The organism is Fontimonas sp. SYSU GA230001, assembly GCF_040066175.1.
Taxonomy (GTDB): domain Bacteria; phylum Pseudomonadota; class Gammaproteobacteria; order Nevskiales; family Nevskiaceae; genus Solimonas.
Window position 1 is genome coordinate 12,353 of record NZ_JBEAAM010000011.1, and the last position, 22,660, is coordinate 35,012.

20 protein-coding genes are annotated in these 22,660 nt (G+C 67.9%); 8 read left to right on the forward strand and 12 right to left on the reverse strand.

The window, feature by feature from the left end:
* Positions 1 to 42: 42 nt before the first annotated feature.
* Positions 43 to 402 carry a winged helix-turn-helix domain-containing protein gene (locus AAG565_RS06940; RefSeq protein ID WP_348818840.1) on the forward strand — a complete coding sequence of 120 codons (360 nt, stop codon included), beginning with the start codon at positions 43 to 45 and terminating at the stop codon, positions 400 to 402.
* Positions 403 to 410: 8 nt separating this feature from the next.
* On the opposite strand, the gene AAG565_RS06945 is transcribed toward AAG565_RS06940, so the two are convergent.
* The 11 genes from AAG565_RS06945 to AAG565_RS06995 all read right to left on the reverse strand — a co-directional run bounded on the left by AAG565_RS06945 (position 411) and on the right by AAG565_RS06995 (position 16,066).
* Positions 411 to 3,167 (reverse strand): molybdopterin-dependent oxidoreductase, encoded by a 2,757-nt coding sequence (locus AAG565_RS06945; protein WP_348818841.1) that lies wholly within the window; start codon positions 3,165 to 3,167, stop codon positions 411 to 413.
* On the reverse strand, positions 3,164 to 4,480 hold the full coding sequence (locus AAG565_RS06950) for an FAD-dependent oxidoreductase (RefSeq protein ID WP_348818842.1): 1,317 nt from the start codon (positions 4,478 to 4,480) through the stop codon (positions 3,164 to 3,166). Before AAG565_RS06950 ends, AAG565_RS06945 begins: the two co-directional genes overlap by 4 nt.
* Positions 4,477 to 4,812 carry a nitrite reductase small subunit NirD gene (nirD, locus tag AAG565_RS06955; protein ID WP_348818934.1) on the reverse strand — a complete coding sequence of 112 codons (336 nt, stop codon included), beginning with the start codon at positions 4,810 to 4,812 and terminating at the stop codon, positions 4,477 to 4,479. The genes AAG565_RS06950 and nirD overlap by 4 nt, the downstream gene beginning before the upstream one ends.
* A gap of 14 nt (positions 4,813 to 4,826) precedes the next feature.
* Positions 4,827 to 7,400, reverse strand: coding sequence for a nitrite reductase large subunit NirB (gene nirB / locus AAG565_RS06960; protein ID WP_348818843.1), 2,574 nt, complete (start codon positions 7,398 to 7,400; stop codon positions 4,827 to 4,829).
* 12 nt (positions 7,401 to 7,412) lie between these two features.
* Complete coding sequence (locus AAG565_RS06965; RefSeq protein ID WP_348818844.1) at positions 7,413 to 8,765, reverse strand: MFS transporter; 1,353 nt, start codon at positions 8,763 to 8,765, stop codon at positions 7,413 to 7,415.
* Between the two features lie 372 nt (positions 8,766 to 9,137).
* Positions 9,138 to 10,802, reverse strand: coding sequence for a nitrate ABC transporter ATP-binding protein (locus AAG565_RS06970; protein ID WP_348818845.1), 1,665 nt, complete (start codon positions 10,800 to 10,802; stop codon positions 9,138 to 9,140).
* Between the two features lie 104 nt (positions 10,803 to 10,906).
* Positions 10,907 to 11,923 (reverse strand): ABC transporter permease, encoded by a 1,017-nt coding sequence (locus AAG565_RS06975; protein WP_348818846.1) that lies wholly within the window; start codon positions 11,921 to 11,923, stop codon positions 10,907 to 10,909.
* Between the two features lie 160 nt (positions 11,924 to 12,083).
* Positions 12,084 to 13,478 (reverse strand): CmpA/NrtA family ABC transporter substrate-binding protein, encoded by a 1,395-nt coding sequence (locus tag AAG565_RS06980; protein WP_348818847.1) that lies wholly within the window; start codon positions 13,476 to 13,478, stop codon positions 12,084 to 12,086.
* 272 nt (positions 13,479 to 13,750) lie between these two features.
* On the reverse strand, positions 13,751 to 14,149 hold the full coding sequence (locus tag AAG565_RS06985) for a globin family protein (protein WP_348818848.1): 399 nt from the start codon (positions 14,147 to 14,149) through the stop codon (positions 13,751 to 13,753).
* A gap of 142 nt (positions 14,150 to 14,291) precedes the next feature.
* Complete coding sequence (locus tag AAG565_RS06990; protein WP_348818849.1) at positions 14,292 to 15,494, reverse strand: CmpA/NrtA family ABC transporter substrate-binding protein; 1,203 nt, start codon at positions 15,492 to 15,494, stop codon at positions 14,292 to 14,294.
* Positions 15,495 to 15,505: 11 nt separating this feature from the next.
* Positions 15,506 to 16,066 (reverse strand): ANTAR domain-containing protein, encoded by a 561-nt coding sequence (locus AAG565_RS06995; protein WP_348818850.1) that lies wholly within the window; start codon positions 16,064 to 16,066, stop codon positions 15,506 to 15,508.
* A gap of 331 nt (positions 16,067 to 16,397) precedes the next feature.
* On the opposite strand from AAG565_RS06995, the gene AAG565_RS07000 reads away from it, so the two are divergent.
* The 7 genes from AAG565_RS07000 (at position 16,398) to AAG565_RS07030 (ending at position 22,054) form a co-directional block, all read left to right on the forward strand.
* Positions 16,398 to 17,612, forward strand: coding sequence for a hypothetical protein (locus AAG565_RS07000; RefSeq protein ID WP_348818851.1), 1,215 nt, complete (start codon positions 16,398 to 16,400; stop codon positions 17,610 to 17,612).
* A gap of 152 nt (positions 17,613 to 17,764) precedes the next feature.
* Positions 17,765 to 18,325 (forward strand): ANTAR domain-containing protein, encoded by a 561-nt coding sequence (locus tag AAG565_RS07005; protein ID WP_348818935.1) that lies wholly within the window; start codon positions 17,765 to 17,767, stop codon positions 18,323 to 18,325.
* Positions 18,326 to 18,686: 361 nt separating this feature from the next.
* Positions 18,687 to 19,715 (forward strand): DUF3034 family protein, encoded by a 1,029-nt coding sequence (locus AAG565_RS07010; RefSeq protein ID WP_348818852.1) that lies wholly within the window; start codon positions 18,687 to 18,689, stop codon positions 19,713 to 19,715.
* A 25-nt stretch (positions 19,716 to 19,740) separates the two neighbouring features.
* On the forward strand, positions 19,741 to 20,202 hold the full coding sequence (locus AAG565_RS07015; RefSeq protein WP_348818853.1) for a group 1 truncated hemoglobin: 462 nt from the start codon (positions 19,741 to 19,743) through the stop codon (positions 20,200 to 20,202).
* Between the two features lie 90 nt (positions 20,203 to 20,292).
* A complete protein-coding gene (locus AAG565_RS07020; RefSeq protein ID WP_348818854.1) occupies positions 20,293 to 20,853 on the forward strand; it encodes an FMN-binding protein in 561 nt (186 codons plus the stop codon).
* Complete coding sequence (locus AAG565_RS07025) at positions 20,850 to 21,764, forward strand: PepSY-associated TM helix domain-containing protein (protein WP_348818855.1); 915 nt, start codon at positions 20,850 to 20,852, stop codon at positions 21,762 to 21,764. The genes AAG565_RS07020 and AAG565_RS07025 overlap by 4 nt, the downstream gene beginning before the upstream one ends.
* Entirely contained in the window at positions 21,761 to 22,054 is a 294-nt protein-coding gene (locus AAG565_RS07030) for a hypothetical protein (protein ID WP_348818856.1), read from the forward strand. The genes AAG565_RS07025 and AAG565_RS07030 overlap by 4 nt, the downstream gene beginning before the upstream one ends.
* Positions 22,055 to 22,109: 55 nt before the next feature.
* On the opposite strand, the gene AAG565_RS07035 is transcribed toward AAG565_RS07030, so the two are convergent.
* Positions 22,110 to 22,460 carry a cupredoxin domain-containing protein gene (locus AAG565_RS07035; protein WP_348818857.1) on the reverse strand — a complete coding sequence of 117 codons (351 nt, stop codon included), beginning with the start codon at positions 22,458 to 22,460 and terminating at the stop codon, positions 22,110 to 22,112.
* Positions 22,461 to 22,660 lie beyond the last annotated feature (200 nt).

Below are 22,660 nucleotides of genomic sequence, written 5' to 3' on the forward strand. Positions count from 1 at the left end.
GCAGTATATATAACGCAAGCCCTCAGCCACCACGCCCGTGCCATGCCCGAGACTCTCGCCCGCCTCGCCGTCCGCTCCCAGTTCTGGCTGATGGCCGGGGACGAGAGCCTGGCCGGCCCCGGCCGCATCGAGCTGCTGCGCACGATCGACGAGACCGGCTCGATCCGCCAGGCCGCGCTGCGCATGGGCATGAGCTACCGCGCCGCCTGGGACGCGGTCGATGCGATGAACCGGCGCCTGGGCTGCGACCTCGTGACCCGCCTGACCGGTGGCCGCAGCGGCGGCGGCGCGCGGCTCACCGAGTGCGGACAACGCCTGATCGCGGCGTATGCGCGGCTGGAGCAGGATCACCAGCGCCATCTGGCGCGGCTGAGCGCGAAGCTGCAGAAGCTGATGGGGTGAGCGCGGCGCTAAGCTGGTTCCAGCGCCGTCGCGATCAGGTTCTTCAGCTCCGGGATGCACGAGCCGCAGTTGGTGCCGCAGCGCAGCTTGCGGCCCAGCGCGTCGGCGCTGTGGCAGCCGCCGCGGATCGCGTCGATGAGGGTGTTGCGGCCGACGCCGAAGCAGGAGCAGATCGTCGGGCCGGTGTCGGCGCCGCGGTCGGGCGGTTCGCCGATCAGCAGGCCGAGACGGTCCCGGTCTTCGAGCCGGTCCTTCGCAAACAGGCCGGACAGCCAGGCGCGCGACGGCAGGTCGGCGCGCGGCGACACGAACACGCAGGCTTCGATGCGATCCTCGACGACATGCGCCGCGCGGTACAGGCCGGCGCTGCGGTCCTCGTATTCGAGCCAGTCGGCGTCGGCGGGCGCGCCCAGCGCGCTGCGCGCGAAACCCGACCAGTCACTGACCGTGACGCGTCCCGCCAGTTCGTAGCGCAGGAAGCGTGCGCCGGTGACGCGCGTCCACCAGGTCACGTCGCGCATCGGCACCGGCCTGCGGCTGAGCACGAAGCCGTGCCAGAGCACGGCGAAGTGCTCGACACGCACCGGCGTGTGCTTGAACTCGGGTTCGCCCGACACTGGATCGACCACCGGATTGACCAGGCTGCCGACGCGCGCGTCCGAGGCGTACTGGCCGTTCCAGTGGATCGGCACGAACACGTTGCGGCGCGGCATCTCGCCGCTGCTGCGCACGCGCGCGACCAGGCTGCCCCAGCGCGTGGTCACGCGCGCGAGATCGCCTTCGCGCACGCCGCACAGCAGGGCGTCCTGCGGGTGCAGATCGACATACGGCTCGTCGATGTGCGCGGCCAGCCGCGGCGACAGACCGGTGCGCGTCATCGTGTGCCAGTGGTCGCGCACGCGGCCGGTGTTGAGCACCAGCGGGAAGTCGTCGTCGCGCGCGTGCGCCGGCAGGCGCGGCATGGTCGGCACGAAGCGCGCGCGGCGGTCCGGGGTGTAGAACCGGCCGTCGGAGAACGGGCGGGAATCCGGAAGGGGGAATCGGGAATCGTTGAAAGCCAAAGCATTCTGCGACGGCACGGGCCAGCGCACCGGAGCAAGAGCGTCGTACTGCTCACGTGTCATGCCGGCGAGACCACCCAGATTCAGATATCGCAAAGCATGCGGCGCCGCATCTTGCTCTTCTACGATTCCCGATTCCCGATTCCCGGCTGCGGTCAGCCGTGCATGCTCGTCGAAGATCTCATGCGCGCCGCTGTAGCTGAACTGCGCGGTGTAACCCCAGCGCCTGCCGACTTCGGCGAGCATCCACCAGTCGGGTTTCGCCTCGCCGGGCGGTGGCAGGAAGGCGCGCTGGCGCGAGATGCGGCGTTCGGAGTTGGTGACGGTGCCGTCCTTCTCGCCCCAGGCCAGCGCCGGCAGCAGCACGTGTGCGAACGCGGTGGTGTCGGTCCGCTCCATCACGTCGGAGACGACGACCAGTTCGCACCGGGCGAGCGCGCGCTTGACCTTGTCGGCGTCGGGCAGGCTGACGACCGGATTGGTTGCCATGATCCACACCGCCTTGACCTGGCCGGCGTCGATCGCTTCGAACAGATCGACGGCCTTGTAGCCGGGACGCTCGGCGATCTTCGGGCTTTGCCAGAAGTGCTGCACCAGTGCGCGATGGTCAGCGTTGTCCAGGTCCAGGTGCGCCGCGAGCATGTTGGCCAGCCCGCCGACCTCGCGCCCGCCCATCGCATTGGGCTGGCCGGTGATCGAGAACGGGCCGGCGCCGGGCTTGCCGATGCGTCCGGTGAGCAGGTGGCAGTTGATGATGCTGTTGACCTTGTCGGTGCCGGCTGACGACTGGTTGACGCCCATCGAGAAGGCGGTGATCGCCTTCTCCGAGCGCGCGAACAGACGGTAGAACTCACCGAGCAGCGTCTCGTCGATGCCGCATTGCTTCGCGACGCCGCGCAGGTTGCCGGCCGTGTTGTCGGCGATCGCCAGCGTGCGCGGCAGTCCGGTCGTGTGCGCATCGACGAAGGCGGTATCGACGATGCCGTGCTGGTGCAGGAACGACAGCAGACCGTTGAACAGCCAGACGTCGGTGCCGGCCCGGATCGGCAGGTGCAGGTCGGCGGCGTCGGTGGTCGCGGTGCGGCGCGGATCGACGACGACGACCTTCATCTCCGGTCGCCGTTGTTTCGCCTTGACGATGCGCTGGTACAGGATCGGGTGGCACCACGCCGTGTTCGAGCCGACCAACACGATCAGGTCGGCGAGCTCCAGATCCGCGTAGGACACCGGCACGATGTCCTCGCCGAACGCGCGCTTGTGGCCAGCGACCGCGGACGACATGCACAGCCGCGAGTTGGTGTCGATGTTGGCGGTGCCGACGAAGCCCTTCACCAGCTTGTTGGCGACGTAGTAGTCCTCGGTCAGCAGCTGGCCGGAGACATACCAGGCCACGGCGTCAGGGCCGTGCTCCTCGATGATCCTCTGAAATCCGGACGCCACCACATCGAGCGCGGTATCCCAAGTGACGCGCTTCAACGACTCCCGATTCTCGATTCCCGATTCCCGTATCTGCGGATACAGCAGACGTCCGTCCGGCACCAGCGTCTCGCCGAGCGCGGCGCCCTTCACGCACAGCCGTCCGGCATTGGTCGGATGCTGCGCATCGCCGGCGACCTCGATGCCGGAGGGCGCCAGGCGCACATCGACGCCGCAGCCGGTGCCGCAGTACGGGCAGGTGGTTTTCACCGCGCCGCGCGCACTCACGCCGCGGCCTCGCAGTAACTGCGCCCGAACACGAGGCGGTTGCGGAACGCGGACACGTCGGCCCGCTTCTGCATCAACTCGAAGTACCACGGTCCGTCGGCGACGTCGCCGTAGAGCACGACGCCGTGGATGCGGTTGTCCTTGAGCACGAGACGCTTGTACGCGCCGCGCCGCGGGTCGGAGAACACCAGATCCTCGGTGTGCGGTCCGCCGATGAAGTCGCCGGCGGAGAACAGGTCGATGCCGGTGACCTTGAGCTTGGTCGAGGTCGCGGTCTGCACGTAGCGGCGGTGGCCGTGTCCGGCGAGATGCGTTGCACAGACGCGCGCCTGGTCCCAGATCGGCGCGACCAGTCCGAAGGTGGCCTTGCGGTGCTGCACGCACTCGCCGACCGCGTAGATGCGCGGGTCGGACAGCGTCTGCAGCGTGTCATCGACGACCAGCGCGCGCTCGCAGTGCAGGCCGGCCGCCTGCGCCAGGTCGATGTTCGGGCGGATGCCGACCGCCATCACGACCAGATCGGCCTCGATCTCGCTGCCGTCCTTGAAGCGCAGGCCGCGCACGCGCGGCCCCCTCGCCCCCGGCCCCGCTCCCGCTTGCGGGAGAGGGGAGTCGGAGGAGGTGCCGAGAATCTCTGCGGTGTTCGTTTCGAGCCGGATCGTCAAACCTCGCTTCTCCAGCGCCTGCTTGAGCAAGGCCGCCGCCGGCTTGTCGAGCTGGCGCTCCATCAGGCTGTCCATGACGTGGACGACGGTGACGTCCATGCCCTGGCGCAGGAGGCCATTGGCGGCTTCGAGCCCGAGCAGGCCGCCGCCGATGACCACCGCTTTGCGGTGGTCGCGCGCGGCCGCGAGCATCGTCTCGACGTCCTGGAGGTCGCGGAACGCGATCACGCCGGGCAGGTCGGCGCCGGGCACCGGAATCATGAACGGCTTCGATCCGGTCGCCAGCAGCAGACGGTCGTAGCCGACCTCGCGGCCCGACTTCGACTTCACGACGCAGCGGCGACGGTCGATCGCGACGACCGGATCGCCCGCGTGCAGCGTGATGCCGTGGGCGGCATACCACTCGCGCGTGTGGATCATGATGTCCTCGACGGTCTTTTCGCCGGCGAGCACGGGCGACAGGAGGATGCGGTTGTAGTTGCCGTGCGGCTCGGCGCCGAACACGGTGATGTCGTACAGCGCCGCGTCGAGCTTGAGCAGTTCCTCGACCGTGCGCATGCCGGCCATGCCGTTGCCGACGACGACGAGACGCGGCCTGGGCCGGGCCTTCGTCACGGGCAGCACGGCATCGGGGACCGGCAGGTTCATGCGGCGACCTGCACGCGGCCGTCGGCGACGCGCACCCGATACGTGCGTACCGACACCGCCGGGTCCTCGATGCACGCGCCGGTGGCCAGATCGAAGTGCTGCTTGTAGATCGGCGAGGCGACCACCCGGCGCTCGCCGAGATTGCCGAGCAGGCCGCGCGACAGCACGTTCGCGCCCGAGAACGGATCACGGTTGTCGATCGCGTAGAGATGTTCGCCGTCCGTGCCCGCCAGGCGGAACACGGCGATCTGCGTGGCGCCGACCAGCGCGCAGACGCCGGTGTTCGGCCAGATCTCCTCGACGCCGCAGATGTCGATCCAGCTCGCTTCCATGGTCGATCCGTCCATCACGCCGGCTCCGCCACGACCGCGATGCCCTTGAAGCGCGCCTTCTCCTCGATCGTCGCCGGCCGGATCTGCGCGCGTTCCTCGACGAACAGCACGTCGGCGTCCGGCAGGTCGCTGTTGACGAAGTGACGGAAACGGGCGCGCGCCTCGCGGCTCTCGACCGCCTTCTTCCACTCGCAGGCGTAGGTATCGACGACGTGCTGCATCTGCGCTTCCAGCTCGGCCGCGATGCCGAGCGCGTCGTCGATGATCACGCGCTTCAGGTAGTCGAGGCCGCCCTCGAGGTTCTCGCGCCAAGTGCTGGTGCGCTGCAGGCGGTCGGCGGTGCGCACGTAGAACATCAGGAAGCGGTCGATGAACCGGATCAGCGTGGCCTTGTCGAGGTCCGATGCGATCAGCTCGGCGTGGCGCGGCTTCATGCCGCCGTTGCCGCAGACGTAGAGGTTCCAGCCCTTCTCGGTGGCGATGACACCGACGTCCTTGCCCTGCGCCTCGGCGCACTCGCGTGTGCAACCGGACACCGCGAACTTGAGCTTGTGCGGCGCGCGCAGGCCCTTGTAGCGGTTCTCGATCTCGATGGCGAGCCCCACCGAGTCGCCGACGCCGTAGCGGCACCAGGTGCTGCCGACGCAGGACTTCACGGTGCGCACGGCCTTCGCATAGGCATGGCCGGACTCGAAGCCGGCCGCGATCAGCTCCTCCCAGATCGCCGGCAGCTGTTCGACGCGGGCGCCGAACAGGTCCACCCGCTGGCCGCCGGTGATCTTGGTGTACAGCCCATATTTCTTGGCGACCTGGCCGACCGCGATCAGGCCGTCCGGCGTCACTTCGCCGCCGGCCATGCGCGGCACCACCGAGTAGGTGCCATCCTTCTGGATGTTGCCGAGGAAGTAGTCGTTGGAATCCTGCAGCGCGGCCTTGTCCTTCTCCAGCACGAAGCCGTTCCAGCACGAAGCGAACACGCTGGCGGCGACGGGCTTGCAGATGTCGCAGCCCAGGCCCCGGCCATGCTTGCGCAGCAGCTCGTCGAAGGTTTCGATCTTGCCGACACGCACCAGGTGATAGATCTCCTGGCGCGAGTGCGCGAAGTGTTCGCAGACATGGTTGTTGACCGCCATGCCCCGCTTCTTCATCTCGGACTTCATCACCTGCGTCGCCAGCGGCACGCAGCCGCCGCAGGACGTGCCCGCCTTGGTGCAGGACTTGATCGCGCCGATCGTCGTCGCGCCGGCGCCGACCGCCGCGCAGATCTGGCCCTTCGACACGTTGTTGCAGGAGCAGATCTGCGCGGCGTCCGGCAACTGGTCCACGCCCAGGCCCGGCTTCCGGCCGCCGGAGTCCGGCAGGATCAGGAACTCCGGCCGCTCCGGCAGCTCGATCTGGTTGAGCATCATCTGCAGCAGCGTGCCGTACTCGTCGGCGTCGCCGACCAGCACGCCGCCGAGCAGGCGCTTGCCGTCCGCCGAGGTGACGAGCTTCTTGTACACCTGCCGGCGCTCGTCGGTGAACACGTAGGCGCGGCTGCCGGGTGTGGCGCCCTGCGCATCGCCGAGGCTGGCGACATCGACGCCCATCAGCTTGAGCTTGGTGCTCATGTCGGCGCCGGTGAATTCGGGCGGCGCTGTCGCGCCGCCCGCGTGGGACGTGAGATGTGAGACGTGGGATACCAGATGTGCCGCGCAGACGCGCGCCATCTCGTAGCCCGGCGCGACCAGGCCAAAGATCTTGCCGTTCCACAGTGCGCATTCGCCGATCGCGTAGATGTCCGGATCGAGCGTGCGGCAGAAATTGTCGATGACGATGCCGCCGCGCGGACCGACGCCCAGCTCCGAGGACCTGGCCAATTCGTCGCGCGGGCGGATGCCGGCGGAGAACACGATCATGTCGGTCTCCAGTGCGGACCCATCCGCGAACTTCATCCTGTGCCGGCAGGAATCCCCATCGACGATCTCGACCGTGTTCTTCTGCGTGTGCACGGTCACGCCCAGGTCCTCGATCTTCTGGCGCAGCACGCGGCCGCCGCCGTCATCGACCTGCACCGCCATCAGGCGCGGCGCGAACTCGACGACATGCGTCTGCAGGCCCATGTCGCGCAGTGCCTTGGCGCATTCCAGGCCGAGCAGGCCGCCGCCAACCACCACGCCGACCTTCGAGCGGCTGCCCGCGGCGGTCATCGCCTCCAGGTCCTCGATCGTGCGGTAGACGAAGCAGCCTTCGCGGTCCTTGCCCGGCACCGACGGCACGAAGGGATAGGAACCGGTGGCGAGCACCAGCTTGTCGTAGTGCAGCGTCTCGCCTGTGGATGTGCGGACTTCCTTGCGGCTGCGGTCGATGCTCGTGGCCTTCGCGTTGAGACGCAGCACGAGATTGTTGCGGTCGAAGAAGCCCGGTTCGACCAGCGACAGCTGATCCGCGCTCTTGCCGGAGAAGTACTCCGACAGGTGCACGCGATCGTAGGCCGGGCGCGGCTCTTCGCAGAGCACGGTGATGTCGAGGTCCGGGATGCCCTTGGCGGTCAGTTCCTCGAGCAGTCGATGACCCACCATCCCGTTGCCGATGACGAGTAGTTTCATGACGATCTCCGTTCAGGCCGCCGCGGCTTCGCGTTCGGCGAGCGCCTGCTGGTAGAGGTGCTCCTCGCGGGTCTTGTGCGCGGCGGTGAAGCGCACCGCGATCGCGCACAGCGACGAGACGGTGACGAACACGCCGAGCAGGAACAGGCATTCCTGCATGCTGGCCGCGCCCTTCATCAGGAAGCCCGCGGCCACCGCACCGACGTTGCCGCCCGCGCCGATGATTCCGGCAACGCCGCCCAGGGCATCGCGATCGACGAAGGGCACCAGCGCGTAGGTCGCGCCGCAGGCCATGTGCGTGAACAGGCCGAAGGTCACCATGGCGACGACCGCGATCGCGGCGCCGCCGGCCTGGGCGAACCACAGCAGGCCCAGGCCCTCGCCGACGATCAGCACGAACAGCAGCAGGCCGCGGCCGTCGAGGCCGTAGCGACGTGCGACGCGATCGGAGACGATGCCGCCGAGCGCACGCGCGAACAGCGCCAGCAGGCCAAAGACGCCGGCGGCGAGGCCCGCGGTCTTCAGCGACAAGCCGAACTGATCGACGTAGTAGCTCGCCGCGATGTTATGGATGAAGATCTCGACGCCGAAGCAGGCGCCGTAGGTGACGAACAGCATCCAAACGCGGTAGTTCGCGCAGGCGCGCTTGAAGCTGGTCCAACCGACCTTCTTGCCATTACTCGGCAGCAGTCCGGTGGCGCGCAGCGCGCCGTAGTCGCCGGCCGGGCAGTCCTGCGTGTAGCGCCAGTACAGAACGGCGACCACGAGCATGAGGATGCCGGGCGTGAGCAGCGCGACGCGCCAGCCCAGCGTCTGCTCGACGCCGAGCCAGACCAGCGCCGCGAGCAGCAGCGGCATCAGCGTCTGCGTCGCGCCGCCGCCGGCATTGCCCCAGCCCGCAGCCGCGGCATTGGCGGTGCCGACGACGTTGGGCGCGAACATCACCGAGGTGTGGTACTGGGTGATCACGAAGCTCGCGCCGATCGCGCCGATCAGCAGACGGAAGAACAGGAAGCTCTCGTAGCTCTGCGCCGCGGCGACGCCGAACACCGGGATGCTGCCGAGGACGAGCAGGCCGGTGTAGGCCCTGCGCGGTCCGAACTTGTCGCACAGCGGACCGATGATCAGGCGCACCAGGATGGTCACCGCGACCGCGGCGATATTGATGTTGGCGATCTGGTCCTTGGTCAGGCCGAACTCACCCTTGATCACCGGCATCAGCGGCGCGCAGGCGAACCAGGCGAAGAAGCAGACGAAGAACGCCAGCCAGCTCAGGTGAAAGGCGCGCATCTGCGGCGTCGCCAGGCTGAACAGCTGGATCGTGGTGGCCTTGGCGAGGTTCTGCGCTGCGTGCGGTGCCGACATGATCTTTTCCGGGGCAATAAAAAGGCGCCCATGCATCGGTCCTCAGGACCGAGTCATGGACGCCGTTGTCCAGTATCGAGTGTCCGACGCAGGGTCCTCGACACGGCCGCCGTTGGCCGATGTCGATGCGCCGACCACGCGTCTCCCGCAAGCGTCGTGCCAGCTTTTGTGCGCCGTACTTGCGTGAAAACGTGTGCAACAGACCATCCTGATGCACCGCAGGCGAGCGGTGACGCACGCTCATGGTGCGTCGTGATAGGCAATCAGCCACGGCCAGACCGTCATGCCCGCGCAGGCGGGCATCCAGTGCGCGCCGCGGCGCAGCGATGCGTGCCTCGTGGAGTCCCGCATTCGCGGGAATGATGAGTTTCTTCAGTGCGCGTCGCAGTCCGCGAGAAAGCGCAGCAGTTCCTCGCGCAGGCGGTAGTAGTCGGGATGTTCGAGCAGCGCCTTGCGCGTGCGCGGGCGCGGCAGCTCAATCTCTAGCACCTTGCCGACGCGCGCGTTCGGGCCGTTGGTCATCATCACCACGCGGTCGGCGAGCAGGATCGCCTCATCGACGTCGTGCGTGACCATCATCGCGGTCAGCCGGGTGCGTGCCCAGACGTCCATCAGCACGTCCTGCAAATCCCAGCGTGTCAGCGAATCGAGCATGCCGAAGGGCTCGTCGAGCAGCAGCAGCTTGGGCTGCAGTGCAAACGCGCGCGCGATGCCGACGCGCTGCTTCATGCCGTTCGACAGCTCCGACGCGTGCTTGTGCAGGTGCTCGGACAGGCCGACACGGCCCAGGTAGTGTTCGGCGATCTCGCGGCGCTCGGCCGGCGCGATGTGTGGATAGACCTGGTGGACGCCGAGCATCACGTTGTCGAGCGCCGTCAGCCACGGCACCAGGCTCGGCGCCTGGAACACGACGCCGCGATCCGGACCGGCGCCGTCGATCTCCTTGCCGTCGAGGATGATCACGCCCTCGCTGATGCTGTTGAGGCCGGCCATCATCGACAGCACGGTCGATTTGCCGCAGCCGGAATGGCCGATCACCGAGATGAACTCGCCCTGGCGGATTTTCAGGTCGAAGCCATCGACGACCTTCACCGGACCCTTGCGCGTCGGATAGATCTTCGAGATCTTCGAGAGCTCGACGTAGCGTTCGGGCTGCACCGGCGCTCTGCCGCGTGCGGCCCGGGCTGCCGCCGGGTGCTCGTCGCTGGTGGTCGGTACCTGCGGCTTGAGCGGCACGACCTTGTCGCTGTGCTTGCCGGCGGATTCGAGGCCGGCGTCGATCAGATACTGCGTGACGTCCCTGCGCAGGCGGATGAAGGCGGGGTCGTGGTTCATCGCGCGACGGTCGCGCGGCCGCGCCAGATCGACGACGAATTCGGGTCCGAGTGTCGCACCGCTGCCGTTGACGCCGGGCTTCAGTGGAATGATGCGATCGGCCATGAACAGGGCCTCGTCGACGTCGTTGGTGATCAGGACGCAGGTCTTCTTCTCCAGGTCCCAGATCTGCACGATCTCGTCCTGCAGCTTGGCGCGCGTCAGCGCGTCGAGCGCAGACAGCGGCTCGTCGAGCAGCAGCACGTCGGGATCGGCCGCGAGCGCGCGCGCCACCGAGGTGCGCTGGCGCATGCCGCCGGACAGTTCGGCGGGGCGCTTGTGCAGCGCCGGCGTCAGGCCGACCATCTCTACGTACTTCTCGACGCGGATCGCACGATCCTCCTTGGACTGCGTGTGGAACGCCTGGTCCACCGCGAGCGCGACGTTGTCGCGCACCGTCATCCACGGCATCAGCGAATAGGACTGGAAGACGACGCCGCGGTCCGGCCCCGGCCCGGTCACCGGCTGGCCACGGACGAGCACCTCACCCGCATCGGCCTCGATCAGCCCGGCGATCAGCGAGATCAGCGTGGTCTTGCCGGTGCCGGAGAACCCGACGATGGCGACGAACTCGCCGTCGCGGATGCGCAGGTCGATGTCGCGCAGCACGGTCGTGACGCGCTTGCCGCTGCCGTAGGACTTGCTGACACCGCGCAGCTCCACGCATGCATTTGTAGGAGCGGCCCTTGGCCGCGCTTCTTCTGGCTGCGCGCCGACGTCATCGCGGCCGTGGGCCGCTCCTACAGGTGTTTTCATGACCGCACTCATCAGTGCACCTGCTCGCCGAAGCTGACCAGCTGCTGCAGCGTCGCCATCAGGCGGTCGAGCAAAAAGCCGATGAAGCCGATCGTGAACACCGCGACCATGATGCGCGCCAGCGACTGGCTGGAGCCGTTCTGGAATTCATCCCAGACGAACTTTCCGAGTCCCGGGTTCTGCGCCAGCATCTCCGAGGCGATCAGCACCATCCAGCCCACGCCCAGCGACAGGCGCAGGCCGGTGAAGATCAGCTTGAGCGAGGACGGCAGCACGATCTTGCGCACCTTGGCAAACCACGACAGCTGCAGCACCTTGGCGACGTTGATCAGATCCTTGTCCACCGACGCGACGCCGACGGCGGTGTTGATCAGCGTCGGCCACAGCGAGCACAGCGTCACCGTGATCGCGGAGATCAGGAAGGACTTCTGGAACATCGGCTCGGCGCTGACGTAGACCGCGCTGACCACCAGCGTGACGATCGGCAGCCAGGCCAGCGGCGACACCGGCTTGAACAGCTGGATGATCGGGTTGAGCGCGGTCTGCACGGTCGGCGACAGGCCGCAGACGATGCCCAGCGGCACGGCGACGATCGTCGCCAGCACGAAGCCCATGAACACCGTGCGCAGGCTGGTGCCGATCTGGTCGAGATACGTCGGCTTTCCGGTCCACGGCCGGATGCGCACCTCGGCCTTCGGGTCCTGTGCCAGCGTTTCGGCGTTGCGCCTGGCCTGGCGCTCGTAGAAGGCCGCTGCCTTCTCACGTTCTGCGTGGTGCTCGTCGAGCAGCTGGCCGGCGGCGTCCAGCACCTGCGCCGGCCCCGGCAGCGCGCCGAGGCTGGTCTGCACGCCACTGGCCAGGCCCGCCCACAGGCCGAGGAACACCGCGAAGGCGAGCAGCGGCACGCCGATCACGCGCAGGATCTCGCGCAGCTGCTCGCGCGGGTCCTCGCCGGCGGCGAGCCGCACGATCGGCACGAACCAAGTCAGACCGGTCTTGTTGAGGACGTTGACGGTTTGGATGAGCATGGACATCTCCGTGTTCAGAGCTGCGCCGCCATGCCCGCTCAGGCGGGCATCCAGAACCGCCCTTCGGAACGGCGCTGCGCGCCGGCTGGATTCCCGCTCCCCGATTGAAGCACTCGGGGACAAGCTTTGCGGGAATGACGGTGTATCGCGTGGAGGAGGGTCACTTCACGGTCTCGCTGCCCTTCAGGCCGATCGCGAACTTCGACAGATAGGCGTTGGGCTGACGGCCGTCGTACTCGACGCCGTCGATGAACGTCGTGTGCTCGGCCGGACGGAAGCCGGTCTCGGTGGCGAAGTCGGGGAAATCGGCCTTCTTCATCTTGCCCTCGGCGATCAGCGCCTCGGCCGCCTTGCGGTAGATGTCGGCGCGGAACACCTTCTTCGCGGTTTCGATGTACCAGCTGTCCGGTTTGGCCTCGGCGATCTGGCCCCAGCGACGCATCTGCGTCAGGTACCAGACGGCGTCGGACGTGTACGGGTAGGTCGCGTGGTAGCGGAAGAAGACGTTGAAGTCCGCTGCCGGCCGCACGTCGCCCTTCTCGTACTCGAACACGCCGGTCATGCTGTTGGCGATGACCTCGTAATCGGCGCCGACGTACTGCGGCTTGGAGATGATCTTCGCCGCCTCCTTGCGGTTGGCGTTGTTGTTGGCGTCGAGCCAGTGGCCGGCGCGGATCAGCGCCTTGACGACGGCGATGTGCGTGTTCGGATTCTCGTCTGCCCACTTCTGCGTTACGCCGAACACCTTCTCCGAGATGTTGTTGCGGATGTCGTAATCGGTGATTACCGGCGCGCCGATGCCCTTGAACACCGCCTGCTGGTTCCACGGCTCGCCGACGCAGTAGCCGTAGATGGTGCCGGCCTCCATCGTTGCCGGCATCTGCGGCGGCGGCGTCACCGAGATCAACACGTCGGCGTTGAGCTGGCCGGTGACGTCGCCCTTGGCCGGCGCGTAGTAGCCGGGATGCAGGCCGCCTGCGGCGAGCCAGTAACGCATCTCGTAGTTATGCGTCGCCACCGGAAACACGACGCCGACATTGAACGGCTTGCCCTGCTTCTTGTAGCTCTCGACGACCGGCTTGAGCGCGGCGGCCGAGATCGGGTGCACCGGTTTGCCGTCCTTCATCGGCAGGTTCTTCTTCATCTCGGCCCACACCGCGTTCGACATCGTGATCGCGTTACCGTTGAGATCCATCGTGAATGCGGTGATGACGTCGGCCTTGGTGCCGAAGCCGATCGTCGCGCCGAGTGGCTGGCCGGACAGCATGTGTGCGCCGTCGAGCTCGCCGGAAATCACGCGGTCGAGCAGCACCTTCCAGTTCGCCTGCGCCTCAAGCGTGACGAACAGGCCTTCATCTTCGAAAAAGCCCTTCTCGTAGGCGATCGCCAGCGGAACCATGTCGGTGAGCTTGATGAAGCCGAACTTCAGCTCCTCCTTCTCCAGCTTGGCGGCGGCGGCCTGACCGGCGAAGGCCAGCCCCAGTCCGGCGAGCAGTGCGCCGGTGCTGCGCAGCAGCCGGCGGCGGGTGAGACTCAAGACATCCTGTGCGGTCATTGCATTGTCCCCAAGCAAAAAAATGCGCCCATGCCCCGGTCGGATGACCGTCACATGGACGCCGTTGTCCTCGATCCGGGCGATGCCGTGCACGCGAGACGCGCTGCACTGCCGGCCGCCATTGGCCGGCTCACCGCCGTGTCCGGAGAAGAATTGCAAGCGGCGTGCCAACGCCTGCGAGGCACGAGCCACACGCCGCAGCGACGCAAAGGTCTGCCCCGTGCGCCAGCGCGGCGCGACGGCGCACGGCCGTGGTGCGTCGCCGCGCGAAGTCAGCCCGGCCGCATGATCGACGTGATCACCGCATAGGCCTCGGTCCACGCGCGGCGCACGTCGGCGGTGAAGGCGGCGCCGAGACTCTGTTCGAGCGTCCACAGCAGCACGACCGCGACCATGCCGTAGTGCGCCTGCGTCACGCCGTAGCGCACGTGGCGCTGGCCCAGGTCGCGGAACGCCGGCGCCAGTACCTGCGGATGATCGAGTCCGCGCACGGCGATATCGAGCATCGCGATCAGCCGATCGCCCTGTGCGGCCATGTTGCTGCGGAACAGCGGCTGCAGCTGCGGTTCCAGCTCGAACAGCTTGCTGTAGAACAGTTCTGCGACGTCGGCGCGGATCGGCAGCAGCCGCGCCCAGGTGTCTCTCACCAGTTCGATCTGTGCGGGGTCCATATCGGTGCGTTCGCCAAACGAAAGAAGCCCGGCTCCAGAGCCTGGAGACGGGCCTCGTTGTCCCTGCGCGAGCGCTCCGTCGTTGGAGCCCGCGCCCTGTGGCAGTTACCAACGCACGCGCCGTGCCAAGCGCGGGCGTACCTCAGCAGGCTCCGGCTTCGGACCGGCAGCCGTCGGCGCTGTACACGGCGCCGTCGAGGAAGGCGTCGGCGCCCATGGTCAGCAGGCCTTCGGGCGTGTGCAGCCCCCAGACGCCGGCGTGCCCGCCCTCGGTCTTGCAGTCCGCCAACGGGCAGGGCACGTCCAGCGCCGCCGCCGCCTCGCGGTACAGCTGTGGCTGATAGACCTGCGCGGCCACCTCCGCCGCGTCGATGCCGTCGCCGATCTGGCCCCAGCGCCGCATCTGCTCGATGAACCACATCGCCTGCGACACCCACGGAAAGTTCGCCGCGTGCCGGTGGAACACCAGGCCGGTGCCGAAGAAGCTGTCGCCGGCCCACGGCACTTCCAGCGCGGTGCGGATCGTCGCCGGCGGCGCGTTGACCGTGCCGCTGTCGATCAGCAGCTGCGCGCCTTCGGCGCGATGTTCGGGCGCGTCGAGCCAGCGGCAGGCGTCGAGCAGCGCACTGACGACCGCGCGATGCGTGCGCGGATGCTTCTGTGCCCACGCGCGGGTCACGCCGAAGACCTTCTCCGGGCCGTTGTTCCAGATCTGGTAGGTGTTGACGATGCGGTAGCCGACGCCGGCCGCCTCCGCCGCCGCGCCCCAGGGCGCGCCGACGCAGAAGCCGTCGATGCGGCCGTCGCCCATGTGCTGGACCATCAGCGGCGGCGGGATCACTTCGAGGCGCAGGTCGCGGTCCGGGTCGATGCCGCTGGCGGCGAGCCAGTAGCGCAGCAGGTAGTGATGCGTCGAGTACGGGAACACGTGCGCGAACACGCGCGGCCGCCGGCCGACGGCGCGGTCGCGCGCGAGCAGCGCCTTGAGCGCGCGTCCGGCGCCGACCGGCTCGCGGCGTTCAAGGTGCAGCTCGCGGTACAGCGATTCGGACACCGCGATCGAGTTGCCGTTGAGGCTCAGCGCCAATGCCGTGACCATCGGCACGCCGATGCCGTCGATGCCCAGCGTCGCCGCGAGCGGCATCGGTGCGAGCATCTGCGCGCCGTCGAGCACGCCGGCGACGAGCTTGTCGCGGATGCTGGCCCACGAGGCCTCGACGCGCACATCCACGTCCAGTCCGTGCGCAGCGAAGTACCCCTTGTCCCGCGCGACGATCAGCGGCGCCGCATCGACCAGCGGGATGATGCCCAGCTGCAGCCGCGTCTTCTCCGGTTTCCCGCTCATTGTGCGTCCTTCTATAACAGCTCGGCGGCGGCGAGCAGCGAGCGCGCGGCATCGCCGATCTTGAGGTTGCGGTCCATCGCCATCTTGCGCAGCTGCTCGTAGGCCTGCGTTTCCGACAGCTGGCGACGCTGCATCAGCATGCCCTTGGCGCGGTCCACGTCGCGACGGTCGGCGAGCCGCATCTTGGTTTCTTCCAGTTCACGGCGCAGCGCCTGGTGCTCGTTGAAGCGCGCGATCGCGACGTCGATCACCGCCTTGAGCCGCGATGGCGCCATGCCATCGACGACGTAGGCGCTGACGCCGGCGCGCATCGCGCGGCGCGCCGTCTCGGCGTCGCTGTGCGCAGCGAACAGCACGATCGGCCGCGGCCGGTCGCGCGCGATCTGGCCGAGCGATTCGAGCGTGTCGCGCGTCGGCGCATCGACATCGATCAGCACCACGTCGGGCTGGTGATGCGTGACCGCGGTGAGCAGGTCGTCCGAGGTCGCCAGCTGCGCGACGACCTCATGGCCGCCATCGAGCAGCGCCTGACGCAGCAGCACCACCCGATGGTGGTCATCGTCAACCAGCATCACACGCATAGGAACCACGATGGTGCAGGAGGCAAACGCATGACACTGGTTTCGCAAAAGCTGTGCCGCCGGGAGCCACTCTTGGCACGCCCCTTGCTCGAAAGCCGTGGACATCGCGCAGCGGTCGCCCGTCCGGCCGCCTCCAATGACGGAGCGCGCGAGTCATACCGATCGACAGGACAAAGGCGTCCGTCCGAACGCAGTGCGTTCGGGGGCGCTTTTCTTGTGCGTGCACGACAATGGCGCTTCCCGCAGCAGTGTGCCGCGGCCGGGTCCTTCAGCCGTCCATCCCACGTTTCCGGGCGAGCCGCCCGAGGTATCAGGAGTGACCATGTTCATGCATAAGAGTGCAAACCTGTCCGCCACAGCGCTGGCGATCGCCGCTGCCGGCTGGGGTCTGATGGCGGGCCCCGCGTGGGCGGACGAGTCGGCCGACAGCCTCGCCGCCGCCCTCGCCGGCGGAATCACCCAGCTCGATCTGCGCCTGCGCTACGAGCGCGTCGAGCAGGACAACGCGCTCGACGACGCCGACGCACTGACGCTGCGCACGCGTCTGGGCTACAGCACGCGCGCGTGGAACGCCCTGACCGCCTTCGTCGAGATGGAGAACGTCTCCGCACTGGTCGATGACTATGCGCCGGAGAATGCCGGCTATTCGGTCGTCGCCGATCCCGAAGGGGCGGAAGTCAATCAGTACGGCCTGCGCTACAACGGCGTGCCCGGCCTCGCGGCGACGCTCGGTCGCAGCAAGCTGATCCTCGACAATGCGCGCTGGGTCGGCAACGTCGGCTGGCGCCAGAACGAGCAGACCTTCGACGGTGTCTTCCTCAAGTACACGGGCATCCCGGCGCTGACCGGCCAGTACGCGTACCTGTCCAACGTCAACACGATCACCGGCACCAACGTCGATCTCGATGGCCACCTGCTCAACCTGGGCTGGGCGCTGCTGCCACAGCTGACGCTGACCGGCTATGCCTACCTGCTCGACTACATGGCTGCGGCGGCAACCGACTTCGACACCTACGGCCTGCGCGCCGCCGGCAGTGCGCCAATCACCGACGCGGTGAAGCTGATCTACGCCGCCGAGTACGCGCGCCAGAAGGCCGAGACCGCGGCCGCGGACTTCGACGCCGACTACCTGCTCGCCGAACTGGGCGTCGGCTTCAAGCCGGTGACGGTGACCGTCGGCTACGAAGTGCTCGGCAGCGACGGCGGCGCGTTCGGCCTGCAGACGCCGCTGGCGACCAAGCACGCGTTCCAGGGCTGGGCCGACGTGTTCCTGACCACGCCGCCGACCGGCGTGCGCGATCTCTATGTGTCGGCCAGCGGCAGCGCCGGCCCGGTCAAGCTCGCTGCAGCCTACCACCAGTTCAGCGCCGACGAGACGACGCCGACGCTCGACGACTACGGCAGCGAAATCGACCTGTCGGCGGGCATGAAGCTGGTCGGCAAGCTCGGCGGACTGGTCAAGTACGCGCGCTACAGCGCCGACGATTTCGGCGTCGACACCGACAAGTTGTGGGTCCAGCTCGACTACGCGTTCTGAAGGCGCATGCACCGGCGGCGCGCTGCAGCGCGTCGTCGGTGCGGCGTGCGCGCGATGTACGATAAGCGCGGGATCGACGTGGCGGGCGTGACGGTGTGGCGGGCGCGGCAACGATGAGTCGGCACGGCAGGAAGGAGCCACGCGTGCGCGTGATGCTGGTCGATGACGACCGCTGCCGCCTGCAGCGTCTGCAGACCGCGCTGACCGACGCCGGCCACGAGGTCGTCCTCCATCTGGGCGGCACCGACGATCTGCTGCGCGGCATCGAGCAGTACCTGCCCGATGTCGTGCTGATCGACACCGAGGCGCCGGGGCGCGACACGCTCGAATCGCTCGGCCAGATCAGCCGCGAGCGGCCGCGGCCGATCGTGCTGTTCTCCGACAACGGCGACGCCGAGATGATCCGCCGCGCGATCCATGCCGGCGTCAGCGCCTACGTCGTCGACGGCCTGTCTGCGTCGCGTCTGAAGTCACTGATCGAAGTCGCGATCGCGCAGTTCGAGCAGCACCAGGCGCTCAAGCGCGAACTCGACGACGCCAGGGCCAGGCTCACCGACCGCGACGACATCGATCGCGCCAAGCAGGTGCTGATGCGGCGCTCCGGGCTCAGCGAGAACCAGGCCTACGAACGCCTGCGGCGCCTGGCGATGGACCAGAAACTCAAGCTCGGCGATGTCGCGCGCGCGGTGCTGGCGGTGGCCGGAGACGAGTAGCGCACACGTGCACCAACGCGGACGCGGCGCGCCGTCGTGGATCGTCCATTCCGCACCATGGAACGCGCACCGTACGCGACGAATCGCGCCCGAAGGCGCCCCCGCAGGTCGCCGCGCTCTATCTAAGGAGTCATCCGGCCCATCGATGCTGCACTGCCGCATCCTGGCATAGCGTTTGCTGGGTATAGGGCACGCAGCGCGGTAGAGCCTGCTTCGCTGCACATACGGTCGGGTAAAGAAGCCCGACAGCAGGGGATGTCGACGTCCACTCATTGGCCAGCGTGCCGATCGGTGGGCGTTTTTTTTTGGGCGCACTTCGAGCTGCGACTCGGGCGGTACTCACTTCAACGGAGTTGGGGCAATGCAAAACATCATGGGACGCAAGCGCCAAGCGGCGGCGATCGCCGCCGCGCTGGCCACTGCGCTGTGCAGCACCAGCACATGGGCGGGTGGTTACGACGACGGCAAGGTCTTCCTGACCGGCGGCGTATTCACCGTGGACGGCGCGGGCGGCGGCGGCGCGGTGCCGTGGGCGACGATCAGCGGCTACGAGACGCGCGACGGCATCAACGGCGGTGTCGGCTTCACCTACGCGAACCTGCCGGCGCTGCAGCTGACGGTGATCGGCGGTGCAGTCGGCTTCTTCGACCGCTTCGAGCTGTCGTACGCCCAGCACGACCTGTCGCTGAACCTGTCGAACCTCGACACGGTGGCGCTGGCAGCCGAAGCGGCGGGCCTGGACATCGGCACCGACCCGTGGAACTCGACGATCAAGATGGACGTGCTCGGCGCCAAGCTGCGCGTGCTCGGCGATGCGGTCTATACCTCGGACAGCTGGGTGCCGCAGGTGGCGATCGGCGGACTGTGGAAGAAGAACAGCAGCGAAGAGCTGATGCACACGCTGGGCGCGGCCAAGTCCAAGGACTGGGAAGCCTACGTCGCCGCGACCAAGGTGTTCTTCCGCTACAGCACGCTGGTCAACCTGACGGCGCGCTACACCGCGGCCAACGAGATCGGCCTGACCGGCTTCGGCTCCTGCGACGACAGCGGCAACTGCCAGAGCAAGAAGAAAGTGCGTCTCGAAGCCTCGGTCGCGCACCTGGTGGCCAAGAACACCGCGATCGGCTTCGAGTACCAGCAGCACGGCGACAACCTCGACGGCCGCAGCGTCAACGTCGGCGACATCGACCTGTCGGCGCTGACCGCGATCCTGGGCGGCGGCACGCAGAGCGCGCTGACGCAGAAGGAGGAAAGCGACTGGTGGGACATCTTCTTCGCCTACGCGCCGAACAAGAAGATTTCCTTCGTCATCGCCTACCTGATGCTCGGCAACATCGCCGTGTCGCCGGACAACAACGGCTTCTACTTCTCGACGCACCTGACGTTCTGATGCGCGAGATCAACGGGAGACAGTCATGAAAGTCATCAAATCCGCAGCGCTTGCCGCGACCCTGATGCTGGCGTGCGCCCACGGTGCGCAGGCCGGCGAGCAGAAGACCAGGCCGATCCTCGGCATCAGCAGTTCCGCGCTCGCGGCGTTCGGCGGCGCGGCCGGCGTGCACAACTGGGTCGAGAGCCTCTTCTACTACATCATGCTCGACAACCGCATCAACTGGATCTTCAAGGAGTTCGGCAACGTCGAACGCCAGATCATGCTCAACACGCAGCTCGAGCAGCTGGTGCTGGGTGGTGCGGTCGAATACCAGGGCGCGAGCATGGCCGCGGCGCACGCCGACCTGGGCATCACGATGGCGCAGTTCAACGCCGTCGTCGAAGCCGCCTACAACGCCTGCGAGCGCAACAACATCAGCTACTACGCCTGCAACCAGCTGATCAATGCGCTCGCGCCCTTCACCGCCGTCATCGTCACGCGCTGACGGCAGCACACGGTCGGGGGTCCCTGCGCGTCGTGCGCAGGGACTTTTTCCAGTTGTCCGAGCCGAACACACCACAGCCACGACCACGACATGAGAAACACCACGATGCATCGCGCGGCCCTGCTGCTGGCACTTGGACTGTGCGCCGCGGCGATGTCGGCACATGCCGAGGAATGCCCGCCGGTCATCTGCAAGACTTTCATCACGCGCGAGGCCTTTCTCGCCGAAGCCTTCGGCAACACGCTGCCGCCGGCGCAGAGTCTCGATATCGACGAAGCAAAGCAGGCGCAGCTCGCACCGATCTACGGCCGCCGCTTTCCGCAGGCGCGCCTGCGCTACTGGCGCGGCGCCGACGGCCGCACCGCGTGGATCTTCGAGGACATCGGCAAGGAGGGCTACCAGCCGACGATCTCGGGCTTCGTCGTCAAGGACGGCGCGATCCAGACCGCGCGCGTGCTGTTCTACAAGGAGTCACGCGGCGAGCAGGTCGGCGAGCTGTCGTTCCTGCATCAGTTGCTCGGCGCGCGCGCCAACGGCGCCGGACTCGACCGCAGCGTCGACAACATCTCCGGCGCGACCTACTCGGTGAAACTGATGCAGCGCATGGCACGCACCGCGCTGCTGTTCGACTCGTTCGCGGGGCAACCATGACCACTGAACTGCAGACCGTACCGGTGACCACGTCCACGCTCGCGCCCGACGCCGCGCCGCGCCGCGGCCTGCGCGCACGCCTGCTGCGCAGGGCCGACGCCTCGCACGCGCCGCGCGCGCACCCGGTCGCGCGGCCCAAGCGCAATGTGCTGGCGACGCTGCGCGAATGGCACAAGCGCCTGGGCCTGTTCGCGTTTGCGTTCATGGGCTGGCTCGGCTTCAGCGGCATTCTGATCAACCAGAGCGCGGACTGGGGCTACGACACCGTGCGCATCGACTGGGCGCCGGTCATGTGGCTGTACGGCCTGCACCCTGAGGCGCCGCGCAGCGGATTCGCCGCCGACGGTCACTGGCTCGCCGTCACCGCCGATCACACGCTGCTCGACGCACAGCCGCTGGCCGAACGCATCGACGCGCCGCTGGGCCTGGTCGCCGGCGGCAGCGCCGCGCGTCCGCTGTTGTTCGTCGCCACCGCGAGCAGCGTCGTGCTGCTCACGACGGATGGTGCGCGCTACGACGAGCTGCGCGCGCCGATCCTGCCCGTGGCGAACGTGCGCCGCATCGGCCGGACCGCCGACGGCGCCGTCGCGGTGCAGGATCTCGACGCCTTCCAGAGCCGCGACGGCGGCGACAGCTGGACTCCGGTCGATCCGCAGCAGGTGCGCTGGTCCGCGGTCGAGACGCTGGCCGAAGCGCAGCGCGAGCAGCTGCTGCCGTATGCACGGCCGAGCGTCTCGCTCGAACATGTGCTGGTCGATGCGCACAGTGGCCGCCTGTTCGGTGGCCTTGGCGCCTGGATCGTCAACTTCGTCGGTCTGGCCGCGATCGGCCTGTCGATCAGCGGCATCTGGATGTGGTGGCGCATCCGCAGCAACCGTCGCCCGGCGGGCCGTCCGGTGGCGCGCGCATGAAGCGCGGGGGCGGTCTGCACCATGCCGCGCTGCTCATGGCCGTGTGCTGCGTGCTGCTGCCGGAGCTGGCGCATGCGGCGGACGGGCCGCCGCTGCTGCGCCGCGCGCTGATCGCGCTCGTCTGCCTGCTCGGCGGCTTCGCACTGTGCCTGCGCGGCTGGGAGCGAATCGACCGACGCCAGTTCGGGCGCGCCGCGTGCCTGGTGCTCGGCGGCTGGTCGCTGGGCATCGCCGCATTGGCGCTGCTGCACCTGAGCGCAGACCCGCAGACCTGGAGCTGGTGGATCTGAGCCGCGCGGACCCCGCCGACCGAAAGGTGCGTCGGAAGGGCGCGGGGGAACGCTGCTATTCGACGACGACGACGCCCTGCATCGACGCGCCGTGGATGGCGCAGACATAGGGGTATTCGCCGGGCTTCTCGAAGCGGCGCTGGTAGCTGCCGCCCTGTGCGATCGACGGGCTGTCGCCGCCGTTGTCGAAGTGGACGACATGTGCACGCTTGTCGCCATTGGTCCAGCTCACGCTGCCGCCGGCGGCGATGTGCACGGTCTGCGGCGAGAACTGGTAGTTGGCGATGCGCACGTCGGCGTGATCGGGCGCTGCCGCCGTGGCCGGCGCGGCGTGCATCGTCGCACACGCCGTCATGGCCATCAGGGTCAGCGCAAGGGCGCGCGAAGGGTGACGTCGTTCGTTCATCTTTCTGGCTCCTGGACCGCAGGCAAAAAGTCCACCGCCGCCACAACGAACGGGGTGGACGTCTTCATCCGTGCAGACCGGCTTTGGTCCGCTGGCAAGTGGCAGCAAGCCGCATGCCATGCAGGCGTCCTGCGGCGTCCCTCACTGGCACGATGGTTGCGATTCCTTCGATGGAGCCAACGAGGGTTCCGCACGGATGA